This is a genomic window from Sphingomonas sp. PP-F2F-A104-K0414, assembly GCF_004340945.1.
Lineage (GTDB): Bacteria > Pseudomonadota > Alphaproteobacteria > Sphingomonadales > Sphingomonadaceae > Sphingomonas.
Genome location: NZ_SLYD01000005.1, coordinates 145,101 through 168,537, shown reverse-complemented (window position 1 = coordinate 168,537; position 23,437 = coordinate 145,101). Strand labels below are relative to the sequence as shown.

Genomic DNA, 23,437 nt, shown 5'->3' with positions numbered 1-23,437 from the left:
ACAGGCGATAAGCCAAACCCGAAATTCAACTCTGGAGTCAACCGGTCTTGGCAAGCGAACCGATCATCGCACTCGATCCCTCCTGGCCGGCGATGTCGCTCGCCGATGCCGAGCGAATGCTGACCGCGCCCGGCGCGAAGTTCGAGATGGAGACGATCACGATCGACGGCATCGCGACGCGCATCTGGAAGAATGCGCCGCCGTCGTTGCGCTGGCTGGCCGAGGCGGCGCGCGCGCATGGCGAGCAGGTGTTTACGGCGTATGAGGACGAGCGCGTCACCTACGAGGCGAACTTCCGCGCGATTGCGGTGCTGGCGCATCGGTTGCGCGAAATGGGGATCGGTCCCGGCGACCGCGTCGCGCTGGCGATGCGCAACCTGCCCGAATGGCCGGTTGCGTTCTTTGCGGGTGCGAGCATCGGCGCGATCATCGTGCCGCTCAATGCGTGGTGGACCGGCGCGGAGATGGAGTACGGCCTAGCCGATTCGGGGGCGCGCGTGCTGATCACCGACGACGAGCGTCATCACCGGCTGGAGGCGGCCTACGCGACGCTACCGGCGTTGGAGCACGTGTTCGTCGCGCGCGCCGCAGAACCGCTGACGGGGATCGTAACGCGGCTGGAGGACGTGATCGGCACCCCGCACGACTGGGCTGCGCTGCACGATGTAGGCCTCCCCGAAGCAACTATCGCGCCCGACGACGATGCAACGATCTTCTACACCAGCGGTACCACCGGCGCACCCAAGGGAGCACTCGGCACGCATCGCAACATGATGTCGAACATCATGTCCGGCGGCTATTCCTCCGCCCGCTCGTTCCTGCGGCGCGGCGAGGCACCGCCGGAGCCGACGCCGCGCGTGACCTTGACCGTGATTCCACTGTTCCACGTTACCGCCTGCTCGGCGGGGATGATGGGGGTGATCGCGACCGGCAGCACGATGATCTTCATGCGGAAATGGGACACCATCCGCGCGATGGAGATCATCGAGCGCGAGAAGGTCAACATCACCGGCGGCGTGCCGACCATCGCGTGGCAGCTTCTGGAACATCCCGATCGTGGGAAATACGACCTCTCGTCGCTCGAATCGATCGCCTATGGCGGCGCGCCCGCTGCACCAGAACTGGTGAAGCGCATCTACGCCGAGTTCGGCGCGATGCCCGGCAATGGCTGGGGCATGACCGAGACGATGGCGACCGTCACGCATCACGGCGGCGAGGATTACCTCAACCGCCCGACCAGCGCGGGGCCGCCGGTCGCGGCAGCCGACCTGAAGATTATGGCGGATGACGGCGTGACCGAGATGCCTCCGGGCGAGGTCGGCGAACTCTGGGCACGTGGCCCGATGATCGTGAAGGGATACTGGAACAAGCCCGACGCGACCGCCTCGACGTTCGTCGACGGTTGGGTGCGGACAGGCGATCTTGCCCGCCTGGGCGACGAAGGCTTCTGCTACATCGTCGACCGCGCCAAGGACATGATTATCCGCGGCGGCGAGAACATCTACTCCAGCGAGGTCGAGAACGTCCTCTACGCGCACCCCGCAGTGACCGACGCGGCGCTGATCGGCATTCCGCACCGGATCCTCGGCGAGGAGCCCGCTGCGGTGGTGCACCTCGCGCCGGGGGCGGTGACCACCGAGGCCGAGTTGCAGGGCTGGGTGCGGCAACATCTGGCGGCATTCAAGACCCCGGTCGCGGTGCGCTTCGTCCACGAGACTCTGCCGCGGAACGCGAACGGTAAGATCCTGAAGAAGGACCTGCAGGCGCTGTTCGAGGACCGGGTGGGGGTGTCGGCGTAGGAGACCGTACCTGATACTGCTCCGCCATCCGGACGAAAGTAAGGATTCAGGGTAACGGAGGGCCGCGCTTTTGGCTCTGGGTCTGACTTTTGTCAGGAGGACGAAGAGCGGGGGGCTTGGGATCAAGACATGATCGGACATAACGCGGCCTTTTCGAGGAATTCCATCGCGCTGGCACCGCGCGCCGCTTGAATGCCGGCCAGGATTACGGGATGGGAGTGGCAAAGGAATTGCCATGACGGACGAGGGTCTTCGCCAGGAAACGCACCAGCCGGGGGGCGGGGACGACATCGTCGCAGAAGGTCCGCCGGCGGAGAGCGCGTTCGGGCTGCCGATCGCGGTCGGGGTCGAGGATGCGATGCGGATCGCCCAGCGTCGCGATCGGTTGCTGGCGGCGTTGACGCTGACTGCCGGCGTCGGGCTGATCCTAGCCACCCCGTTCGCGCTGAAATCGGGGGCGGAGTTCTTCCTGCCTCTGACCATCGCGCTCGTGATCTCGGTCGCGCTCGTGCCGGTGCTGGAATGGCTCGAGCGGCGTCACGTACCGTCGCCGCTGGCCGCGATCCTGTGCATCCTGGTGTTCCTGATCGCCGCGAACATTGCGATCGCAGCGATCCTCGTGCCCGCGACCGACTTCTTCCGCCTGCTGCCGACACGGTTGGACCGGATTCAGAGCAACCTCGCACCGTTGCTCGACCTCTATTCGAGCCTCGAGAAATACGTGAACAAGACGCTCCGGCAGGTCGCGTCCACGCCGATAAAGCAGCCGGCGACCGCGGGGGTGGCCGCGCCGGGCTCGATCCTCGAACTCGCCGCGACCTCGGCGCCGGCGGTTATCGTGCAATTCCTGTTCGGTGTCCTGATCGTGTTCTTCTTCCTCTCGGGATGGACGCGGATGCGGCGGCAGACGATCACGGGGCGGACCAGCTTCGACGGGGCGATGGCGACCGCTCGGGTAATCCAGGATATCGTCGACGACGTGTCCGCGTATCTCGGCACGATTACCCTCATCAACATCGTGCTCGGGATCGTTACCGGGACCGCGTTGTGGTTCATCGGCATGCCGTATCCGGCGATGTGGGGCGGGATCGTCGCGTTGCTCAATTACATCCCGTATTTCGGGCCGGTGATCGGGGCGTTCCTGCTCGCGCTGGGCGGGCTGATGACGTTCTCCGACATCTGGATGGCGATGCTGCCGCCGGCGCTGATGTACGGGCTGCACCTGGTCGAGGCGAACGCGATCACGCCGTTCGTCGTCGGGCACCGGCTGACGATCAGCCCGTTGCTGATCCTGATCTCGCTGAGCTTCTGGGGATGGGTGTGGGGCACGTCGGGCGCGTTGCTCGCGGTGCCGCTGCTCATCATCATCCAGACGATCGTGAAGGCCGCCGGCAAGCCCGACATCGCCGGTTTCCTGTTCGAGCACGGGACGCTGGTACAGCCCAAGACCGGGCGAAACCATCGGCGTGGCGACGCACCCGAGGCACAACGTGAAACTGGCGGATAATTTGGGTTGACGGTATCCGAACCCTCGCCTAGTTGCCGCCTCCACGCTGTTTCAGCGGGTGTAGCTCAGTTGGTTAGAGCGCCGGCCTGTCACGCCGGAGGTCGCGGGTTCGAGTCCCGTCACTCGCGCCATCGTTTGCCCTGACCGGGTAGATGGTTCGAGATCGTGTTGAGGTTTTGACGAGCCTTCCCGCGTGTCTCTTGGGACGCTAGGGTTCGTCATTGGGAATGCGGGTGTAGCTCAGTTGGTTAGAGCGCCGGCCTGTCACGCCGGAGGTCGCGGGTTCGAGTCCCGTCACTCGCGCCACCCTATGGGTGGCCGAGACCCTTCAAAGTTATGGATGCTGCGGGCATTCCGTCCTGCCGCTTGGTCAGGACCATCTCCTCATACACCGTTCGTGCTGAGTAGAGACCGAGTAGCTTCGAAGAAGCGTACCGAGGGCTCGTATCGAAGCATGGGTTCCGCGCCCCACCTGTCCTTCGATACGCCGCTGCGCGGCTACTCGATGGCTACTCAGGACGAACGGTGGGGGCCAGGGGGGCAGCGGAGCGCATCGGCGCAGGGAGCCGGCAGGCGGGGCTGGGTTACCGCCCCAGCTCCATCCAGCGCAGGACTGGCTTCAACGGTGCGATCCAGATCAAGCCGGTGAACAGGTAGAACACCAATTGCGCCAGCCAGTGCCAGCTGCCGACGATGTTCGAGAGGCTGACGATGGCTACGCACCACACCAAGATCAGTAGCAAGATGCCGAGCATGCCGACGGGTTTGCGCCAGGTTGGCGTCATGGCGTGATCCAGTCTGATTCGGTGGCGATGGCGTGGAGCGGGACGTCCCACGGGTCTGGGGTCAGGCTATCGACCTGCTGCACCGATAGCGCAATGCCGACACGCCACGCGTTCGGGTGCGCGAGGAAGGCGCGGTCGTAATAGCCGGCGCCCTGGCCGATCCGGTTGCCGCGGCGATCGAAGCCGACGAGCGGCGTCAGGATGATGTCGGGTTCGAGTTCTGCAGCGTCGGCGGCAGGCTGGTGCAGTCCGAACGGTCCGGCGATCAGCGCCGCCTCGGTCGCCCAGGACAGGAAGCGCATCGGCAACGAGCGGCGGACGACATGGGGTAGGGCGATCACACATCCCGCATCGACGGCAGCGCGCGCGAAGGGCGAGGGATCGGCCTCGCCGCCGAACGGGACATAGGAAGCAACCGTCAATCCGGGCTTCAGCCGGGTCAAAAACGCCGATGGCACCGGAATATCCACAGGCGGGCGCGCTTCCCGCGCGGCGCGGAGCGAGGCTCTCAGCGCGCTCTTGTCGGTCATGCGCTTGCGACCCTGAAATAGGGAGAAAATGGTGGTGTGGCGGGCCCACCATGGCCGTGTGCCGGGTTATCCACTGACGCACGGTACGTCAGGTGGGGACCATATGCTTCGGACCAGGATCCTAACAGGGACAGCCCCCTATGGATGATGAATAGCCTCAGGGATAATAAAGGCTCGTACCGGGCAGAACCCGCCACAGCCAATCTAGGCGTTGGGCGGGCTAAGCTCAAGGGCTTGTGCGAGGCCTTCAAGACGATCTGCGATCCGCGTGAGTGCGATCTCGCTGACCGCCGAGCCTTCGGGTGGGCGATGCGCGGCTTCGTCGAGGTCGTCGGCGAGCATCAGCGCGACGAACAGCATCGCGCGCTCCGCGCTGAGACCGCCGGCCGCGCGGTCCGCGGTCGCCCAGCGTTCCGCGACCATCGCGCCCAACAAGCGGACGCGGGATTCTTCGCCATCGCGGCAGGCTACGGCGTGGGGACGACCGCCGATATCGAGCATGACCTGGGCCATCAGTTGGGGCTCCCGCGCGTGATGACATCGTCGAGCGCGGCGACGGCTTCGGCCATCCGCGCCTTGAGGGCGGCGTGGCGCTTGGCGAGCGCGTCGCCGGCTTCGGTGCGGGCTGCAATGGCGGATTCGATCCGTGCGATCGCGGCGTCGATCCGTTCGACGGCAGTTGGTCCGTCGGGAAGTGTTTCTGACATGCCATGCGAGATAGCATGGACGGGGGGTGCGACAAGTCGGTTTAGGCGAAACCCAACACCATCCACGGTGTTGACAGGGCGCCCCACCGCCCCGCAAAGGCTGCGCGCCCGGAACGGACTCGCGGGCGTAGCGGAGAGACAGCAATGACGGTCAAGGTTGCGATCAACGGTTTCGGGCGCATCGGCCGTCTCGTCGCCCGTGCGGTACTCGAACAGTCGAACGGCGCACTCGAACTCGTCGCGATCAACGATCTCGGCGATGCGAAGTCGAACGCCTGGCTGTTCAAGCGCGACAGCGTCCACGGCAAGTATCCGGGCGAAGTTTCGGCCGAAGGCAACGAGCTGGTCGTCGACGGCAAGCGCATCCGCGTCACTGCCGAGCGTGACCCGGCCAACCTGCCGCACGCCGAGCTGGGCGTCGACATCGTCCTCGAGTGCACCGGCTTCTTCACCGACAAGGCAAGCTGCCAGAAGCATCTCGATGCAGGCGCCAAGAAGGTGCTGATCTCGGCACCGGGCAAGAACGTCGACCTGACGGTCGTCTACGGCGTCAACCACGACAAGCTGACCGCCGAGCACACGATCGTCTCGAATGCGTCGTGCACCACCAACTGCCTCGCGCCCGTCGCCAAGGTCCTGAACGATGCGATCGGCATCGAGCGCGGCCTGATGACGACCGTCCACGCCTACACCAACGACCAGAAGATCCTCGACCAGATCCACCCGGACCTGCGTCGCGCGCGTGCTGCGGCGATGTCGATGATCCCGACGACGACCGGTGCCGCGCGTGCGGTTGCCGAAGTGCTGCCGGAGCTGAAGGGCAAGCTCGACGGTTCGGCGATCCGCGTGCCGGTGCCGGACGTGTCGCTGATCGACCTGACCTTCACCCCGTCGCGCGATACGACGCGTGAAGAGGTGAATGCGGTGCTGAAGGCGGCCTCCGAGAGCGGCCCGCTGGTCGGCGTGCTCGACTGGTCGGACGAGCCGCTCGTGTCGATCGATCTCCAGCATACCCCGGCGTCGTCGACGATCGACAGCCTGGAGACCGCGGTGATCGACGGCAAGCTGGTTCGCGTCGTCAGCTGGTACGATAACGAGTGGGGCTTCTCGAACCGCATGGTCGATACCGCCACCGCGATGGCGAAGTTCATCTAAGGTAGACGGACGCTGCGTTCCTACAACTTCCGGTCCGACCAAAACCGTCATCCCAGCGAAAGCTGGGATCTCCCCATTCGGGTCGAGACACCCGCCAACGAGGAGACCCCAGCTTTCGCTGGGGTGACGGACATTGGGATGGGCCGTTGATCGGCACCATCGCCGGCATAGCCCGCCACGCCCGTGCGAAAGCCCCGATGGAGGTCATCGACCATGTCGAGATCACCATCGAGGCGGGACTGCACGGCGACTTTCGCGGCTATGTGAAGCCGGGCGGCAAGGGGCGGCGCCAGGTCACGTTGCTGGAACACGGCGACTGGGCCGCGGCGATGGCCGAGGTGGGCCAGGATATCCCATGGTATGAACGCCGCGCGAACCTGCTCGTTGACGGCTTCGACCTACCGCAGATACCCGGCACCCGTCTGCGCATCGGCGCGGACGTCGTGCTGGAGGTGACGCGCCACACCGATCCGTGCGAACGCATGGAGGCCTTGGCGCCAGGATTGTTCGCCGCGCTGACGCCCGACTGGCGGGGCGGGGCCTGTACCCGAGTTTTGATGGGCGGCAAAATTGCCGTCGGTGATGAGATCAGGATCGAAGAACCATGACCAAGCCATTCAAGACGCTCGATGATATGGGCGACATCCAGGGCAAGCGCGTGCTCGTCCGCGAAGACCTCAACGTGCCGATGGCAGAGGGGCATGTGACCGACGACACCCGCCTGCGCGCGACCGTCGCGACCGTAGGCGAGCTTGCCGACAAGGGCGCGATCGTCCTCGTCCTCGCGCATTTCGGTCGTCCCAAGGGCGTGCCGAGCCCGGAGTTCTCGCTGTCGCAGGTCGTTAAGCCGTACAGTGAAGTGCTCGGGCGCGAAGTCCGCTACATCGACTGGGAAGGGGCGGATGACGCCGTCGCGACGCTGGAGCCCGGTGACATCGCGGTGCTTGAGAACACGCGCTTCTTCGGTGGTGAAGAGACCAACGACGAAGCGGTGGTCAAGCGTTTCGCGAGCCTTGGCGACCTGTATGTCAACGATGCCTTCTCCGCCGCGCACCGCGCGCACGCCTCGACCGAGGGGCTCGCGCACGTCCTACCCGCCTTTGCCGGCCGCGCGATGGAAGCCGAACTCGACGCGCTCCAGAAGGCGCTCGGCGCGCCCGAGCACCCGGTTGCGGCCGTCGTCGGCGGCGCGAAGGTGTCGTCGAAGCTCGACGTGCTGCGGCATCTCGTCACCAAGGTCGATCATCTGATCATCGGCGGCGGCATGGCGAATACCTTCCTCGCGGCACGCGGTGTCGATGTAGGCAAAAGCCTTTGCGAGCATGAGCTTGCGAGCGTTTGCGAACAGATCATGGAAGCTGCGGACAAGGCGAACTGCACGGTTCACCTGCCGTATGACGTCGTGGTCGCTAAAGAGTTCAAGCCGAACCCCGCCACCCGCACTGTCAACGTCCACGAAGTCGCGGCTGACGAGATGATCCTCGACGTTGGTCCTGCGGCGGTCGAGTCGCTTGGCGACGTGCTGAAGAACTGCCGCACGCTGGTTTGGAACGGTCCGCTCGGCGCGTTCGAGACGCCGCCGTTCGACAAGGCGACCGTTGCGCTCGCCAAGACCGCTGCGGCCCTCACCGAAGGCGGCTCGCTCGTCTCGGTCGCAGGCGGCGGCGATACGGTCGCGGCGCTCAACCATGCCGGCGTCGCGGACGCCTTCACGTTCGTCTCGACCGCTGGCGGCGCGTTCCTCGAATGGATGGAAGGCAAGGACCTTCCCGGCGTCGCCGCGCTGACCCGCTAGGATGCGGGCTCCCGAAGCATCGGGACCAGCAGGCCGTTCAAGGCGTCCAGGTCGAACGCGCCGGTTTTCGCATAGCGAACGATACCGGCGCGATCGATGATGTAGTTGGTCGGCAGCGCGCCCAGAACCGCAAACGGGCCCTTGATCCGGCGTGCGGACGGGATCGTCATCGCGGCGAACAGCGGCTTGAGCTTGTACGCGGGCAGCGAATCCTCTGTCGCCACCGCGAAGACCCGCAGGCCGTTGTTCTTGCGAAGCCGGTAGTAGGCATCGAGCAGCGGCAGTTCCGCCTTGCACGGCCCGCACCACGTCGCCCAGAAATTCAGGACTACGACTTGGCCGCGAAGGTCGGCGCTGCGGACCTTGCTGCCGTCGATCAGCGTCAGTTCGAAGTCGGGTGAGCGCTCGCCGATCTTTACCGCAGCGGTCGTTGCCGTTGCTGGTCCCGGTGCCGCGGATGCCGCCAGCAGCGCCGCACACGTCATGATCCCGCGCAAAATCGTCATTGCCCTCGTCCCCCTATGGACAGTTTCCGCGTCCGACGACCTTCCGTCAATCACGCGGCAAACCGAGCGGGCAGGGGATTGATCCCGGCTATCCGCGCGCCTATGTTTAACATGTTAAACGGAGACACGGATGCTCGGCGTCAGGCTCGACAGCGAACTCGAAGAGCGACTCGCGGCGGTTGCGCGCACCCAAGGGCGCAGCAAGAGCGATATCGCACGCGAAGCCGTGCGACGCTATGTCGAACGCCACGACGAGGCGTTCCTAGCGGAGGCACGACGTCAGTCGCTCGCGGCGGCTGATCACGATAGGCAGGCAGGTGAAGAGGATTGGGACGCACTAATCGGGGCGCCCCCTGCATGAAATTCGTCCGCGGTATGATCGTCGTCGGGGCGGGCAAGGGCGACTTCTCTAGCAAGCCGCGCCCCTTTCTTGTCGTCCAATCAGACCTTTTTGCCGATCACGCGACGATTTCTCTATGTCCGCTGACCAGCGTCATTAGCGGGACGAGCCTGTTTCGCGTGTCGCTCGAGGCATCGGCGGAAACCGGCCTATTTCGCGATAGCGAGATCCAGATCGACAAGGTTGATACGCTCGACCGCAACAAAATCGTCGAGATTATCGGTACGATACCCATCACCACCATGACCCGAGTCGACGACGCGCTGCGCCGCTGGCTCGAACTCTAAGACAGGATTTACCATGACATCCACGATCACCCCGCAAGTCAAAACCATTCTCGACAAATACGAGGCCACCAGTTCGGCGGTGAAGGCAAACCTCGCGCGCATCCTCATGCAGGGCAAGCTTGGCGGCACCGGCAAGCTCGTGATCCTGCCGGTCGACCAGGGCTTCGAGCATGGCCCCGCGCGCAGCTTCTCGGTCAATCCCGCGGCGTACGACCCGCATTACCATTATCAGCTGGCGATCGACGCAGGGCTCAGTGCCTATGCCGCGCCGCTCGGGATGCTCGAAGCGGGGGCGGATACGTTCGCCGGGCAGATCCCGACGATCCTGAAGTGCAACAGCTCGAACAGCTGGGCGACGACGATCGACCAGGCGGTGACCGCGACGGTATCGGACGCGGTACGGCTTGGCTCGGCGGCGATCGGCTTCACGATCTATCCGGGTGCGGACCAGTTCTTCGACCTCGTCGAGGAAATCCGCGAGCTGAGCGAAGAGGCGAAGTCGGTCGGCATCGCGACGGTGATCTGGTCGTACCCGCGCGGTGGCGAGCTGACCAAGGACGGCGAACTCGCTTTGGACGTCGGTGCTTATGCCGCGCACATGGCGGCGCTGCTCGGCGCGCATATCATCAAGACCAAGCTGCCGACCGCGCATATCGAGCAGAAGGAGGCCAAACCGCTTTACGCGAACACCGACTGGTCGAAGCAGTCGGACCGCGTGAAGCATGTCGTCCAGTCGAGCTTTGCCGGGCGTCGCATCAACGTCTTCTCGGGCGGCGCGTCGAAGGGCGAGGATGCGGTGTTCCAGGATGCGCGCGACATTCGCGACGGCGGCGGCAACGGCTCGATCATCGGCCGAAACACCTTCCAGCGCCCGCGCGAGGAAGCGCTGGCTATGCTCGACCGCATCATCCGGATCTACAAGAACGAGGAATAAGCGCCGTTCTGCGCGCTCGTCACCCCGCCACGCGCCGGGGTGACGAGCGCGGCATGAGGGGCTAGGGGGCGGACATGACCGAATTCGAAGATCCGCTGGGCCCGCTCGATCCCAATTTCGCCGAGAATTTCCGTCGCGACATGCGTCGGCCGGCTTGCCAGCTTTACCTGGTGTCGCCGCTGGATGTCGGGGGCGACTTTCCCGAACGCCTGGCGCGCGCCCTGGATGCTGGCCCCGTGGCCGCGTTCCAGTTCCGTGTGAAGGATATCGACCAGCATGCGGCTGCCGCACTCGGCGAGCCGTTGCGCGCGATCTGCGCCGAGCGTGATGTCGCGTTCATCGTCAACGACGACATCGGGCTCGCCAAGCGGCTTGATGCGGATGGCGTGCATCTTGGGCAGGACGATGGCGATCCGCGCGAGGCGCGGGCGCAGCTCGGCCCCAATGCGCAGATCGGCGTGAGCTGTCACGGCAGTCGCCATCTGGCGATGGAAGCGGGCGAGGCCGGGGCCGACTATGTCGCGTTCGGCGCCTTCTATCCGACCACGACGAAGGTCGCGACGCATACCGCCGAGCCGGTGATCCTGTCCTGGTGGTCGACGCTGTTCGAGATGCCCTGCGTGGCGATCGGTGGTATCACCCCGGAAAACGCCGCGCCGCTGGTTGCTGCCGGCGCGGATTTCATCGCTGTTTCGGGCGCCGTCTGGGGTGGTGACGAGGTTGCGGCGATCAAGGCGTTCGCTGAGGTTCTTGCGAAGCGCTGAGATCGCGCCCAACCGTTGGAAACAACCGTCCTCCCGACCGTTTGATGCAGAAGCGTAACGGTTTGGGATGAGCGGCATGACGGCATTTGTGACGAAAGCTTCGGTTCTTGCGGCGTGCCTGTTCGGCGTGGCCTCGCCTGTGTTGGCGCAGCCTGCACCGACCACGCCGGTTCCGATCGACCGCAATATTCTCCACGTACAGGTGATCCTCGATCATCTCGGCTTCGGGCCGGGTGTGCTTGATGGTCGTGGTGGGCAGTCGCTGGTCGCGGCGTTGAAGGGATTCCAGGAGGCGAAGGGCCTGCCGATTACCGGCAAGCCCGATGCGCGGACTTTGCAGGCATTGTATCCATACCGCGCCGCGCGGCCGACCGTGACGGTCGCGCTGACCCCCGAGATGCTGGCGGGGCCGTTCGTCAATCCGTTCCCGACGGACCCGGCAAAGCAGGCCGAACTCCCATCGCTCGGCTACAAGAATGTCATGGAGAAGCTCGGCGAGATGTTTCACACGACGCCGGCGGTGATCGTTGCGCTGAATTCTCCGACCACGAAACTATCGCCGGGCACTAAGGTGGTGTTCCCGAACGCCCTGCCGACCTCGCGCGCCTACGATCCGAAACTCAAGCCGGACTGGATCGCGACGCTCACGATGCTGAACGTCGATGCCAACCAGCCCAAGGCGGATCACGTCGTCGTCGACAAGTCGGACGGCGTGCTCCGCGTGCTCGATGCTAACGACAAGCTGATCGCGCAATTCTCCGCGACGATGGGGTCGAGCCATGATCCGCTGCCGCTCGGTACGTGGACGATCAAGGGCTCCGACTACAATCCGAAGTTCCACTTCAACCCTGCGCTGTTCTGGGATGCGAAGAAGGGGCAACAGAAGGAGATGCTGCCGCCGGGGCCGAACGGTCCTGTCGGCGTCGTCTGGATGGACCTGTCGAAGGAGCATTACGGCATCCATGGCACGCCCAACCCGGAGACGATCGGGCGAGCGGAGAGCCACGGCTGTATCCGCCTGACCAACTGGGATGCGGCGCGGCTGTCGATGATGATCAAGCCGGGGACCAAGGCAGTCTTCCAGGCCTGAAGCGATGACGCGGACGTTCTGGATCATTCTCGGGCTGATCGTCGTCGCGGTCGGCGGGTTTGCGTCGATGGTGTCGTTCGGCAGCAGCGGTGGCGGCATCGAGCGGCGGGTGCCTTGGCGGAAGCCGGCGCCTTCCGCCGAGGTCGATGCTGTTACCGTGATGCCTGGGGCTCTGGCCGTTCCGGTGGCCGGCGTTCCTCGGAAAGCTATCGCGGATAGCTGGAACGATGCGCGGGGCGGCGGTATACGCGGGCATCACGGTACGGACATCATGGCACCGGGCGGCACACCCGTCGTTGCTGCCGCACCGGGTCGGATCGAGAAGCTGTTCCAGAGCGGGCTTGGCGGGATCACGCTGTACGTGCGTTCGCCCGACCGGCGTTGGACCTATTATTATGCGCACCTTGCCGGGTACGCGGCTGGCATCCGGGAGGGGATGGCGGTCAAGGCAGGCGATACGCTCGGCTATGTCGGCGATACCGGCGATGCGGGTGCGGGCAATTACCACCTGCATTTCGGGCTGACCAAGATGCAGCCGGGTGAGCGGTGGTACCAGGGTGAGAACGTCAACCCGTACCCGCTGCTTGCCGGACGCGAGCGCGCCCGCTAAAGCCCGCCGCTTCGGGTTTCCGCAGAGCCACGCCTTGATGGCCAAGCTTCGCGGACGGCCCCTAGCTCTTTCCAGCAGGAATCGGTCATGAAGATCAACGCGGTCGAGATTCGTCCCGGCAACATTCTTGAATATGAGGGCGGCATCTGGCGCGCCGTCAAGATTCAGCACACCCAGCCCGGCAAGGGCGGTGCCTATATGCAGGTCGAGATGAAGAACCTCATCGACGGCCGCAAGAACAACACCCGCTTCCGCTCCGCCGAGAGCGTCGAGAAGGTGCGGCTCGAGACCGTCGACTTCCAGTTCCTGTTCCGCGAGGGCGACATGCTCACGTTCATGGACAAGGTGAATTACGAGCAGATCTCGCTCGACGCGGACATCCTTGGCGACGCCGCAGCGTTCCTGCAGGACGGCATGGACGTGGTGATGGAGCTCTGGGAAGAGCGGCCGATCTCGGTCCAGCTGCCCGATACGATCGAGGCGTTGATCGTCGAGGCGGATGCTGTTGTTAAGGGGCAGACGGCTTCGTCTTCGTATAAGCCTGCCGTGCTAGAAAATGGCGTGCGCGTTATGGTGCCACCGCATATCGGTGCGGGCACGCGGATCGTCGTCGATGTCTACGAGCAGACCTACGTTAGGCGCGCGGACTAAATTCCCCTTCCGCTTGCGGGAGGGGTTAGGGGAGGGCCTTCTTCCAGCTTCGCGTATTGGTTCAAGCCCTCCCCCGACCCCTCCCGCAAGCGGGAGGGGAGGAGATTTCTAATGCCCAGCCATTCCGGCATCATGACCGTCATCGAGCGCGCCGCCCGCAAGGCCGCGCCGCGTCTGCGTCGCGACTTCAACGAGGTCCAGCAGCTCCAGGTGAGCCGCAAGGGTCCGGCCGACTTCGTCAGCCAGGCCGACCAGCGCGCCGAGCAGACGATCTTCGAAGAACTTTCGCACGCGCGTCCCGACTGGGGCATGCTGATGGAGGAGCGCGGCGAGGTCGAGGGTGACCCGAACAAGCCGCGGTTCATCGTCGATCCGTTGGATGGGACGTCGAACTTCCTCCACGGCATCCCGCATTTCTGCATCTCGATCGCGGTCGAGGAGCCGATGCCGAACGGCAAGCGAGAGGTTACCACCGCATTGGTGTATCAGCCGCTGACCGACGAGAGCTTCTGGGCCGAGAAGGGCCGGGGGGCATGGCTCACCGACCAGCGCTTGCGCGTGTCGTCGCGGCGCGATCTCTCCGAATCGCTGATCGCTACGGGGATTCCGTTCCTAGGGCATGGCGACTTCGCGCAGTGGAGCCGGATTTTTGGCGCGGTTGCACCTGAGGTTGCGGGGATCCGTCGTTTGGGCGCTGCGGCGCTTGATCTGGCTTGGCTTGCTGCGGGCCGGTTTGACGGGTTCTGGGAATCGAACCTGAAGCCTTGGGATGTTGCGGCTGGCATGTTGCTGGTGAAGGAAGCCGGCGGTTTCGTTACCGACTTCCGCGGTGGCGATCGCGCGATGGAGCGTAATGAGTTTCTTGCGGCGAACGACGCGCTGCATTCGCGGCTGCATAAGCTGGTGGCCGGCGCACTGCGCTAAGTTGGATTGTGAAGAGGGCAACTGGGACCGAATTCGGTTACTCCCGCTCCCAATCCGACTGCCATCCCCATCCGTCACCCCAGCGAAAGCTGGGATATCCCCGTGATGGTCGCCGCGCCCGCCAACCACGATACCCGAGCTTTCGCTGGGGTGACGGATGGGGGAGCGTAAAGGCCAGAGTGGGGTCAACAGCGCAACGGCGTCGACCCCGGCTCGGTCCGTCATGCCGGGCTTGTTCCGGCATCCACCGTTCCGCATTCTCGCCGCCGCTGGTGTGCGGCACCGTGGACCTCGGAACCAGTCCGGGGTGGCGGGCATGGTTCGGTGACGTCCCCGACATTCAGTGGAAGTCGCGGCCGCAGTCATCGGCGCGCCAAGTAACGCATGTTTCCCACCACCCCCGTCCCTCCACTTGCGAGTGATTCTCACACCCCCCGAGCCTTGCCCCGAACCCCCCATCGGCCTAAAGCGGCCCCGTTCCGTTCGCACTTGCGAGAAGCAATTTGGTCGACCTGTCGCACTATCTTCCGATCCTCCTGTTCCTCGGGATCGCCATCGCATTGTCGAGCACGTTCGTGTTCCTGCCGATGGCCGTCTCGCGCCTCACGGGGTCACACAAGCCTACGCCTGAAAAGCTCAGCGAATACGAGTGCGGCTTTCCCGCATTCGAGGATCCGCGTAGCCAGTTCGACGTACGCTTCTACCTGATCGCCATCCTCTTCATCATCTTCGATCTCGAGGCCGCGTTCCTGTATCCCTGGGCTGTCTCGGTCTTCACGCTCGGCTGGACCGCGTGGATTTCGATGATGATCTTTATCGGCGAATTGGCCCTCGGCCTCGTCTACGCATGGAAGAAGGGAGCACTCGATTGGGAGTAGAGCTTCAGCCCGCACCCGGTTCGCCCAGTTCGCTGGTGCCACCCGACCAGGGCTTTTTCGACGGTTTGAACGGTGAACTGACGGATAAGGGTTTTCTTGTCACGTCTACCGAGGAGTTGTTCCAGTGGGCGCGTACCGGCTCGCTGTGGTGGATGACGTTCGGGCTCGCGTGCTGCGCGGTCGAGATGATCCACGTCAACATGCCGCGCTACGATCTGGAGCGCTTCGGCGCCGCACCGCGCGCGTCGCCGCGCCAGTCGGACGTGATGATCGTCGCTGGTACGCTCTGCAACAAGATGGCCCCGGCACTCCGCAAGGTCTACGACCAGATGTCCGAGCCGAAGTACGTGATCTCGATGGGATCGTGCGCGAACGGCGGCGGCTATTATCATTACAGCTACAGCGTCGTGCGTGGCTGCGATCGGATCGTGCCGGTGGACATCTACGTTCCCGGGTGCCCGCCGACGGCTGAGGCATTGCTGTACGGCATCATGCAGTTGCAGCGGAAGATCCGGCGGTCCGGGAGCATCGAGCGTTGAGGGCTCCCGCACCAGCATACACGTCGAACGACGGTGTGATCGACAGCGCCCGCGCGGCGCTCGGCGGCATGCTGCTCGACGCGGTCGACCATGTCGGCGAAGTCGCGCTGCACGTTCGTCGCGAAGACCTGTATGACGCGATGATCGCGCTGCGCGACACGCCGGGGCTTGCCTATCAGCAGCTCATGGAGATCGCCGGCGTCGACTATCCGGATCGCACTGAGCGGTTCGACGTCGTCTATTGCATGCTGTCGCTGACGCGGAACCATCGCCTGCGCGTCCATGTCGCGACCGACGAGGAGAAGCCGGTGCCGTCGGTGACGGACATCTGGCCGGTCGCGGGCTGGCTCGAGCGCGAAGTGTACGACATGTACGGCGTGCTGTTCAGCGGCAATCCGGACCTGCGGCGCATCCTGACCGACTACGGCTTCCGCGGTCATCCGCAGCGCAAGGACTTTCCGCTGACCGGGTATGTCGAGCTGCGCTATTCGGAAGAGTCGAAGCGCGTCGTGTACGAGCCCGTGCAGCTTGCGCAGGATTTCCGTACGTTCGATTTCATGAGTCCGTGGGAGGGTGCGAACTACGTGCTCCCCGGTGACGAGAAGGGCGCCTTGCCCCAGGCCAAGGGTGCGCAGACTCCCTTGTCGGCGGACACGATCGTCAAGGCCAACGCGGCGCAGTCGCCGACCCAGGCGCCGACCGAACCCAAGAGCACCGAGTCGACCGCGCAGACGGGCGCCGGCAAGTCGGAGTCCGATGCGACGCCGAAGCCTGCGAACCCGGACGTGGTCCCGACCAAGGGTGGAGGACAGAACCAGTGAGTCTGTATGTCGAAGAGCTTCTGGGTGAAGCCGACGCAGCCGATCCGACGACCGGCGACGTCACGATCCAGAACTACACGATCAACTTCGGTCCGCAGCATCCGGCCGCGCACGGCGTGCTTCGGCTCGTCATGGAACTCGACGGCGAGATCGTCGAGCGCGTCGATCCGCATGTCGGCTTGCTCCACCGCGGCACCGAGAAGCTGATCGAATACAAGACCTACACGCAGGCGCTGCCGTATTTCGATCGTCTCGATTATTGCTCGCCGCTGTGCATGGAGCATAGCTGGGTGTTGGCGGTCGAGAAGCTGCTCGACCTCGAAGTGCCCGAGCGTGCGCAGTATCTGCGGGTGTTCTTTGCCGAACTGACCCGCATCTCGAACCACATGTTGAACCTCGGGTCGCATGTCATGGACGTCGGCGCGATGACGCCGAACCTGTGGCTGTTCGAGATCCGCGAAGACTGCATGAACTTCTTCGAGCGCGTTTCCGGCGCCCGCATGCATTCGAACTATTTCCGTCCCGGTGGCGTGCATCAGGACGCGCCGCTGAAGCTGCTCGCCGACATCGGCGACTGGCTCGACACGCGCCTGCCGCGGCTGTTCGAGGATGCGATCTCGCTTGTCGCGGACAACCGCATCTTCAAGCAGCGCAACGTCGACATCGCCGTGGTCAGCCGCGACGACGCGATCAAGTGGGGCTTTTCCGGCCCGATGATCCGCGGCTCGGGGATCGCCTGGGATCTGCGCAAGTCGCAGCCCTATGACGCCTACGCGAAGATGGACTTCGAAGTGCCGGTCGGCACGCGCGGCGATTGCTATGACCGGTTCATGGTGCGCGTCGAGGAAGTGCGTCAGTCCGCGCGGATCATGAAGCAGTGCCTGCGCGACATGCCCGAGGGGCCGATCGCGTCGCTCGATCGCAAGGTCGTGCCGCCCAAGCGTGGCGAAATGAAGCAATCGATGGAAGCGCTGATCCATCACTTCAAGCTCTACACCGAGGGCTTCCACGTGCCCGCCGGCGACGTCTATGTCGCGACCGAGAGCCCCAAGGGCGAGTTCGGCGTGTATCTGGTCGCCGATGGCTCGAACAAGCCGTACCGCTGCAAGATCCGCCCGACCGCGTTCTCGCATCTGCAGGCCATGGACTTCATGGCGAAGGGCCACATGCTGGCAGATACGACCGCGATCCTCGGCGCGATGGATATCGTTTTTGGTGAATGTGACCGCTGATGGCTGAAGCTCCGAAAATTCCCGACGAGGCCGAGACCCGCGCTCGATGGGGTTCGTTCGCGTGGACGGACGAGAACCAGGTGAAGGCGAACGAGATTCTCGGGCGCTATCCCAAGGGTCGCGAGCAGTCGGCGTCGATCCCGTTGCTCGATCTGGCGCAGCGCCAGGTCGGCGCGGAAACGCAGACGCAGGGCTGGTTGCCGGTGCCGGTGATCGAGTTCGTCGCGCGTCAGATCAGCGTGCCGTACATGCGCGTGTATGAGGTCGTGACCTTCTACACGATGTTCAATCTGGCGCCCGTCGGTCGCTTCCACGTCCAGGTTTGCGGCACCACGCCGTGCATGCTGCGTGGGTCGGACGACGTTCTGGCTGCGTGCAAGAACCGCGGGCTGGTCAAGGGCGGCACGACGCCGGACGGCATGTTCACGTTGACCGAGGTCGAGTGCCTGGGCACGTGCGCGAACGCGCCGATGGTGCAGATCAACGACGATAACTTCGAAGACCTCGATTACGACAAGACGACCGAGATCCTCGAGGCGCTGGCCAATGGCGGGCACCCGACGCCGGGGCCGCAATTCGGTCGTCGCGCAAGCTGCCCCGAAGGCGGCCCGACCTCGCTGAAGGCGATGGTCGACGCGAACCACGATTACCGGGGGGAGTGGGCCTGATGCTCGCCGACAAGGACCGCATTTTCACCAACGTCTACGGTTTCCAGCCGTGGACTATCGACGCGGCGATCATGCGCGGTGATTGGGACAATACCAAGGACCTGATGGCGCTCGGCCAGGACGCGATCATCGACGTGATGAAGGCGTCGGGTCTGCGCGGCCGTGGCGGGGCGGGCTTCCCGACCGGCACCAAATGGTCGTTCATGCCGAAGGAGCCGAAGCCCGATCGGCCGAACTTTCTCGTCATCAACGCCGATGAGTCCGAACCGGGCAGCTGCAAGGATCGCGAGATCATCCGCCATGATCCGCACAAGCTGATCGAGGGCGCGCTGATCGCCGGGTTCGCGATGCGCGCGCGCGCCGCGTACATCTACATCCGCGGCGAGTATATCCGCGAGGCCGAGACGCTCTTCGCAGCCGTCGCCGAGGCCTATGACCGCGGCTTCATCGGCAAGAATGCGTGCGGGTCGGGCTACGACTTCGACGTGTTCGTGCACCGTGGCGCGGGCGCCTACATCTGCGGCGAAGAGACCGCAATGTTGGAGAGCCTCGAGGGGAAGAAGGGCCAGCCGCGGCTGAAGCCACCTTTCCCGGCAGGTGCTGGACTCTATGGCTGCCCGACGACGGTCAACAATGTCGAATCGATCGCGGTTGCGCCGACGATCCTGCGGCGTGGCGCGGCGTGGTTCTCCAGCTTCGGCGCTGAGAACAACCGCGGCACCAAGCTGTTCCAGATCAGCGGCCATGTGAACAAGCCGTGCGTGGTCGAGGAAGAGATGAGCATCTCGTTCCGCGACCTGATCGAGACGCATTGCGGCGGTATCCGTGGCGGCTGGGACAATCTGCTCGCGGTGATCCCAGGTGGCTCTTCGGTGCCGCTCGTTCCGGCCGCGCAGATCATGGACTGCGCGATGGACTTCGACGGCCTGAAGGCAGTCGGCTCGGGCCTCGGCACCGCGGCCATCATCGTCATGGACAAGTCGACCGACATCGTCCGCGCGATCAGCCGCATCTCGTACTTCTACAAGCATGAGAGCTGCGGCCAGTGCACGCCGTGCCGCGAGGGCACCGGCTGGATGTGGCGCGTGATGGAGCGGATGCGCACCGGCGACGCCGAGCTGTCCGAGATCGACATGCTCCAGCAGGTCACCAAGCAGGTCGAGGGTCACTCGATCTGCGCGCTCGGCGACGCCGCCGCATGGCCGATCCAGGGCCTGATCAAGCATTTCCGCCCAGAGATGGAGCGCCGTATCCGCGAACGTGGTGGCGACACCGCGCCGATGATGGAAGCCGCAGAGTAATGCCCTTAGTCAAAGTCGATGGCGTAGAGATCGAGGTGCCGCAGGGCGCCACCGTGCTGCAGGCGTGTGAGCTTGCCGGCAAGGAAATCCCGCGTTTCTGTTATCATGAGCGCCTCAGCATCGCTGGCAATTGCCGGATGTGCCTGGTCGAGGTGAAGCCTGGTCCGCCCAAGCCGCAGGCGTCGTGTGCGCTGCCGGCGGCGGACAAGCAGGAGATCTTCACCAACTCGCCGATGGTGAAGAATGCCCGCGAGGGCATCATGGAATTCCTGCTGATCAACCATCCGCTCGATTGCCCGATCTGCGATCAGGGCGGCGAGTGCGATCTGCAGGACCAGTCGGTCGCGTACGGTCGCGGCCATTCGCGCTATGACGAGAACAAGCGCGCGGTCACCGAGAAGTACATGGGCCCGATCGTCAAGACGGTCATGACCCGCTGCATCCAGTGCACGCGCTGCATCCGGTTCGCCGAGGAAGTGTCCGGCGTCGAGGAGATCGGTGCGATCTTCCGTGGTGAGGACATGCAGATCACCTCGTATCTCGAGAATGCGGTCAAGAGCGAACTCTCCGGCAACGTCGTCGATCTGTGCCCGGTGGGCGCGCTGACGTCGAAGCCGTATGCGTTCGAGGCGCGTCCTTGGGAATTGCGCAAGACGCTGACGATCGACGTGATGGACGCGGTCGGCACCAACATCCGGCTCGACAGCCGTGGTCGCCAGGTGCTCCGCTGCGTGCCGCGGATCAACGAGGACGTGAACGAGGAGTGGGCGACCGACAAGACGCGCCACGCGATCGACGGCCTCGTCCGTCGTCGCCTCGACAAGCCGTATGTCCGCGTGAACGGCAAGCTGGTTCCCGCGACGTGGGATGAGGCTTTCGCAGCGATCAAGGCTGTGAACGCTGGGTCGAGCGTGGCGGCTGTCGCCGGCGATCTGGTCGATTGCGAGACGATGTACGCCGCCAAGGCGTTGCTGGCGAAGATGGGGTCGAGTCTGCTCGAAGGCCGTCAGACCGGCATGGACTATGACGCGACGAGCATCGCCGCGGTCAATTTCAACACGACTATTGCCGGTACCGAGCGTGCCGACGCGATCCTGCTAGTGGGGACCAACCTGCGCTGGGAAGCGCCGCTGGTGAACACGCGGGTTCGGAAAGCGATCAAGAAGGGCGCGAAGGTCTTCGCGATCGGGCCGGAGACGGACCTGACGTACAAGGTCGAGTGGCTCGGCGACGATCTGGCACTGCTCGGCAATCTGCCCGAGGCGGTGACCGAGGCGTTCGGCAAGGCTGAGCGTCCGATGGTGATCGTCGGTGGCGGCGCGCTGAAGGGTGGCCATGCGGCTGCGCTGAAGCTGGTCGATACGCTGGGTCTCGTGAAGGCGGACTGGAACGGGTTCAACGTCGTCCACATGGCGGCCTCGCGGATGGGCGGGCTGATGCTCGGCTATGCGCAGAAGGGCGGTATCGCCGACGTGATGGGGGCGAAGCTCGGCTTCTTCCTCGGCGCGGACGAGGTCGATTATTCGAAGTTCGCAGGCTTCAAGGTGTTCGTGGGGCATCACGGCGACAAGGGTGCGGCGGCTGCCGACGTCATCCTGCCGGGTGTCACCTACGCGGAGAAGTCCGGCACGTGGGTCAATCTCGAAGGTCGCGTCCAGCGCGGCGAGCGCGCGGTGTTCGCACCCGGCGACGCGCGTGACGACTGGTCGATCTTCCGCGCGCTGTCCGATACGCTCGGCCACACGCTGCCGTTCGACAGCTTCGAGGGTCTTCGCGAGGAAATGTACGCCGACGTGCCTGCGCTGCGTCATCAGGCGCTCGCGACGTTCGAGTGGAATCCGCCTTCGCTTTCGGGTGAAGGGCAGGGCGTCCTCGCCGGCTATCCGATCAAGGACTTCTATCTGACCAACGCGATCTGCCGTGCGTCGCCGACGATGCAGCGCTGCTCGGCCGAACTTCTCCACGGGGAAGACTACGCGGAGGCAGCCGAATGATCTCCTGGTTCGAATCCTCGCTCGGTTACGACTGGGCGTTCTTCCTCGCGACGATCATCGACATACTCGTGATCGCGCTGCCGCTGATGCTGGCAGTAGCGATGATCATCTATGCCGATCGTAAGATCTGGGCGGCGATGGCGCTGCGGCGTGGTCCGAACGTCGTCGGTCCGTTCGGCTTGCTGCAGAGCTTTGCCGACGGCCTGAAGGTGTTCCTGCAGGAGACGATCGTCCCCGCAGCCGCCAACCGCACGCTGTTCCTGCTCGCCCCCATTATCACCTTCACGGTCGCACTGATCGTCTGGGCGGTGGTGCCGTTCGGCGTCGGCGTCGTGCTCGCGGACATCAACGTCGGGCTGCTCTACGTGCTCGCGGCCTCGTCGCTCGGCGTGTACGGGATCATCCTGTCGGGCTGGGCGTCGAACTCGAAATACCCGTTCTATTCGGCGCTTCGTGCGGCCGCGCAGATGGTGTCGTATGAAGTCGCGATCGGCTTCATCCTGATTTCGGTCGTGCTGTGGACCGGCAGCTTCAACCTGTCGGCGATCGTGATGGCGCAGAAGTCGCATGTCTGGATCTTCAACGGGTACATCCTCAACCCGTTGATGTTCCCGATGGCGGTGATGTTCTTCATCTCTTCGCTCGCGGAAACGCAGCGTGCGCCGTTCGATCTGACCGAGGCGGAGAGCGAGCTCGTCGCCGGGTACCAGACCGAATATTCGTCGATGTCGTTCGCGCTGTTCTGGCTCGGCGAGTACGCCAACGTGCTGTTGATGTGCGCGCTCAACGCGACGCTGTTCTGGGGCGGCTGGCTGCCCCCGGTCGATTGGGCGCCGCTGTATTACGTGCCGGGGATCATCTGGCTGTTCGCTAAGATCCTGTTCTTCTTCTTCCTGTTCAGCTGGGTGAAGGCGACCGTGCCGCGCTATCGCTACGATCAGTTAATGCGGCTCGGCTGGAAGGTTTTCCTGCCCGTCTCGCTGTTCTGGGTTTTCCTCGTGTCGGGCTATCTCATGCTGACGCGCGTTGGAGTGGGTTCATGAGCGTCGCTCAGATCATCAAGTCGTTTACCCTGTGGGAATTCGTGAAGGCGCACGCGTTGACGCTTCGCTATTTCTTCAAGGAAAAGGCGACGATCAACTATCCGTACGAGCGCAATCCGGTGTCGCCGCGGTTCCGTGGCGAGCATGCGCTGCGTCGTTATCCGAACGGCGAAGAGCGGTGCATCGCGTGCAAGCTGTGCGAGGCCGTGTGTCCTGCGCAGGCGATCACGATCGAGGCCGAGCCGCGTGACGACGGTTCGCGTCGCACCACGCGCTACGACATCGATATGACCAAGTGCATCTACTGTGGCCTGTGTGCCGAGGCGTGCCCGGTCGATGCGATCGTCGAGGGACCGAATTACGAGTTCGCGACCGAGACGCGCGAAGAGCTGATCTACGACAAGTCGAAGCTGCTCGATAATGGCGACCGTTGGGAAAGCGCGATCGCGGCGAACCTTGCCGCCGATGCGCCGTACCGTTAAGCGAGCGCCGCGATGACACAGATTAACTCCGTCGT

27 protein-coding genes and 2 tRNA genes are annotated in these 23,437 nt (G+C 64.4%); 24 read left to right on the top strand and 5 right to left on the bottom strand.

Features of this window, described 5'->3' with window-relative positions; genetic code table 11:
* The first annotated feature begins 92 nt into the window (after positions 1-92).
* The 4 genes from C8J46_RS13235 (at position 93) to C8J46_RS13220 (ending at position 3,612) form a co-directional block, all read left to right on the top strand.
* Positions 93-1,799 (top strand): class I adenylate-forming enzyme family protein, encoded by a 1,707-nt coding sequence (locus C8J46_RS13235; RefSeq protein WP_132740783.1) that lies wholly within the window; start codon positions 93-95, stop codon positions 1,797-1,799.
* 358 nt (positions 1,800-2,157) lie between these two features.
* Positions 2,158-3,306: an AI-2E family transporter gene (locus C8J46_RS13230; RefSeq protein WP_132740780.1), complete on the top strand. Its 1,149-nt coding sequence runs from the start codon at positions 2,158-2,160 to the stop codon at positions 3,304-3,306.
* A gap of 54 nt (positions 3,307-3,360) precedes the next feature.
* Positions 3,361-3,437, top strand: a tRNA-Asp gene (locus C8J46_RS13225).
* 98 nt (positions 3,438-3,535) lie between these two features.
* Positions 3,536-3,612 (top strand) — tRNA-Asp (locus tag C8J46_RS13220).
* Positions 3,613-3,890: 278 nt separating this feature from the next.
* On the opposite strand, the gene C8J46_RS13215 is transcribed toward C8J46_RS13220, so the two are convergent.
* The 4 genes from C8J46_RS13215 to C8J46_RS13200 form a co-directional block, all read right to left on the bottom strand.
* Positions 3,891-4,091, bottom strand: coding sequence for a DUF2842 domain-containing protein (locus tag C8J46_RS13215; RefSeq protein WP_132739963.1), 201 nt, complete (start codon positions 4,089-4,091; stop codon positions 3,891-3,893).
* Positions 4,088-4,621 carry a 5-formyltetrahydrofolate cyclo-ligase gene (locus tag C8J46_RS13210; protein WP_132739959.1) on the bottom strand — a complete coding sequence of 178 codons (534 nt, stop codon included), beginning with the start codon at positions 4,619-4,621 and terminating at the stop codon, positions 4,088-4,090. The genes C8J46_RS13215 and C8J46_RS13210 overlap by 4 nt, the downstream gene beginning before the upstream one ends.
* Before the next feature lie 204 nt (positions 4,622-4,825).
* Positions 4,826-5,134 (bottom strand): cell division protein ZapA, encoded by a 309-nt coding sequence (locus C8J46_RS13205; RefSeq protein ID WP_056048487.1) that lies wholly within the window; start codon positions 5,132-5,134, stop codon positions 4,826-4,828.
* Entirely contained in the window at positions 5,134-5,328 is a 195-nt protein-coding gene (locus tag C8J46_RS13200) for a hypothetical protein (RefSeq protein ID WP_181321090.1), read from the bottom strand. The genes C8J46_RS13205 and C8J46_RS13200 overlap by 1 nt, the downstream gene beginning before the upstream one ends.
* Before the next feature lie 144 nt (positions 5,329-5,472).
* Here C8J46_RS13200 and gap point away from each other — a divergent pair, with 144 nt between their 5' ends.
* The 3 genes from gap (at position 5,473) to C8J46_RS13185 (ending at position 8,278) form a co-directional block, all read left to right on the top strand.
* A complete protein-coding gene (gene gap / locus C8J46_RS13195; protein WP_056048489.1) occupies positions 5,473-6,483 on the top strand; it encodes a type I glyceraldehyde-3-phosphate dehydrogenase in 1,011 nt (336 codons plus the stop codon).
* A gap of 197 nt (positions 6,484-6,680) precedes the next feature.
* Positions 6,681-7,091 (top strand): MOSC domain-containing protein, encoded by a 411-nt coding sequence (locus C8J46_RS13190; RefSeq protein ID WP_132740778.1) that lies wholly within the window; start codon positions 6,681-6,683, stop codon positions 7,089-7,091.
* A complete protein-coding gene (locus C8J46_RS13185) occupies positions 7,088-8,278 on the top strand; it encodes a phosphoglycerate kinase (protein WP_132739956.1) in 1,191 nt (396 codons plus the stop codon). Before C8J46_RS13190 ends, C8J46_RS13185 begins: the two co-directional genes overlap by 4 nt.
* Here C8J46_RS13185 and C8J46_RS13180 read toward each other — a convergent pair.
* On the bottom strand, positions 8,275-8,784 hold the full coding sequence (locus C8J46_RS13180; RefSeq protein WP_132739953.1) for a TlpA disulfide reductase family protein: 510 nt from the start codon (positions 8,782-8,784) through the stop codon (positions 8,275-8,277). The two genes, C8J46_RS13185 and C8J46_RS13180, sit on opposite strands and share 4 nt — an antisense overlap.
* Positions 8,785-8,914: 130 nt before the next feature.
* Here C8J46_RS13180 and C8J46_RS13175 point away from each other — a divergent pair, with 130 nt between their 5' ends.
* The 17 genes from C8J46_RS13175 to nuoI all read left to right on the top strand — a co-directional run bounded on the left by C8J46_RS13175 (position 8,915) and on the right by nuoI (position 23,402).
* The gene (locus tag C8J46_RS13175; protein ID WP_056482291.1) at positions 8,915-9,145 is read left to right on the top strand and encodes a ribbon-helix-helix protein, CopG family; all 231 of its coding nucleotides are present in this window, start codon (positions 8,915-8,917) and stop codon (positions 9,143-9,145) included.
* Entirely contained in the window at positions 9,142-9,471 is a 330-nt protein-coding gene (locus tag C8J46_RS13170; protein WP_243643377.1) for a type II toxin-antitoxin system PemK/MazF family toxin, read from the top strand. The genes C8J46_RS13175 and C8J46_RS13170 overlap by 4 nt, the downstream gene beginning before the upstream one ends.
* Positions 9,472-9,484: 13 nt before the next feature.
* On the top strand, positions 9,485-10,405 hold the full coding sequence (locus tag C8J46_RS13165; RefSeq protein ID WP_132739950.1) for a class I fructose-bisphosphate aldolase: 921 nt from the start codon (positions 9,485-9,487) through the stop codon (positions 10,403-10,405).
* Between the two features lie 74 nt (positions 10,406-10,479).
* Positions 10,480-11,169, top strand: coding sequence for a thiamine phosphate synthase (gene thiE / locus C8J46_RS13160; protein WP_132739947.1), 690 nt, complete (start codon positions 10,480-10,482; stop codon positions 11,167-11,169).
* Positions 11,170-11,245: 76 nt separating this feature from the next.
* Entirely contained in the window at positions 11,246-12,259 is a 1,014-nt protein-coding gene (locus tag C8J46_RS13155; protein ID WP_132739944.1) for a L,D-transpeptidase family protein, read from the top strand.
* A gap of 4 nt (positions 12,260-12,263) precedes the next feature.
* A complete protein-coding gene (locus tag C8J46_RS13150) occupies positions 12,264-12,869 on the top strand; it encodes a M23 family metallopeptidase (protein ID WP_132739941.1) in 606 nt (201 codons plus the stop codon).
* A gap of 87 nt (positions 12,870-12,956) precedes the next feature.
* On the top strand, positions 12,957-13,520 hold the full coding sequence (gene efp, locus C8J46_RS13145) for an elongation factor P (RefSeq protein WP_056058307.1): 564 nt from the start codon (positions 12,957-12,959) through the stop codon (positions 13,518-13,520).
* A gap of 111 nt (positions 13,521-13,631) precedes the next feature.
* A complete protein-coding gene (locus C8J46_RS13140; protein ID WP_056048515.1) occupies positions 13,632-14,444 on the top strand; it encodes an inositol monophosphatase family protein in 813 nt (270 codons plus the stop codon).
* 503 nt (positions 14,445-14,947) lie between these two features.
* Entirely contained in the window at positions 14,948-15,322 is a 375-nt protein-coding gene (locus tag C8J46_RS13135; RefSeq protein WP_056048518.1) for an NADH-quinone oxidoreductase subunit A, read from the top strand.
* Complete coding sequence (locus C8J46_RS13130; RefSeq protein ID WP_056058310.1) at positions 15,313-15,861, top strand: NADH-quinone oxidoreductase subunit B; 549 nt, start codon at positions 15,313-15,315, stop codon at positions 15,859-15,861. The genes C8J46_RS13135 and C8J46_RS13130 overlap by 10 nt, the downstream gene beginning before the upstream one ends.
* Positions 15,858-16,682, top strand: coding sequence for an NADH-quinone oxidoreductase subunit C (locus C8J46_RS13125; protein WP_132739938.1), 825 nt, complete (start codon positions 15,858-15,860; stop codon positions 16,680-16,682). Before C8J46_RS13130 ends, C8J46_RS13125 begins: the two co-directional genes overlap by 4 nt.
* Positions 16,679-17,914, top strand: coding sequence for an NADH-quinone oxidoreductase subunit D (locus C8J46_RS13120; RefSeq protein ID WP_056048527.1), 1,236 nt, complete (start codon positions 16,679-16,681; stop codon positions 17,912-17,914). Before C8J46_RS13125 ends, C8J46_RS13120 begins: the two co-directional genes overlap by 4 nt.
* On the top strand, positions 17,914-18,582 hold the full coding sequence (locus tag C8J46_RS13115) for an NAD(P)H-dependent oxidoreductase subunit E (RefSeq protein ID WP_056048529.1): 669 nt from the start codon (positions 17,914-17,916) through the stop codon (positions 18,580-18,582). Before C8J46_RS13120 ends, C8J46_RS13115 begins: the two co-directional genes overlap by 1 nt.
* Positions 18,582-19,883, top strand: a complete 1,302-nt coding sequence (gene nuoF, locus C8J46_RS13110) for an NADH-quinone oxidoreductase subunit NuoF (RefSeq protein ID WP_107955021.1) — start codon at positions 18,582-18,584, stop codon at positions 19,881-19,883. Before C8J46_RS13115 ends, nuoF begins: the two co-directional genes overlap by 1 nt.
* Entirely contained in the window at positions 19,883-21,877 is a 1,995-nt protein-coding gene (gene nuoG / locus C8J46_RS13105; protein WP_132739935.1) for an NADH-quinone oxidoreductase subunit NuoG, read from the top strand. Before nuoF ends, nuoG begins: the two co-directional genes overlap by 1 nt.
* A complete protein-coding gene (gene nuoH, locus C8J46_RS13100; RefSeq protein WP_132739932.1) occupies positions 21,874-22,920 on the top strand; it encodes an NADH-quinone oxidoreductase subunit NuoH in 1,047 nt (348 codons plus the stop codon). Before nuoG ends, nuoH begins: the two co-directional genes overlap by 4 nt.
* A complete protein-coding gene (gene nuoI / locus C8J46_RS13095; RefSeq protein WP_055877898.1) occupies positions 22,917-23,402 on the top strand; it encodes an NADH-quinone oxidoreductase subunit NuoI in 486 nt (161 codons plus the stop codon). Before nuoH ends, nuoI begins: the two co-directional genes overlap by 4 nt.
* Positions 23,403-23,437: the final 35 nt, after the last annotated feature.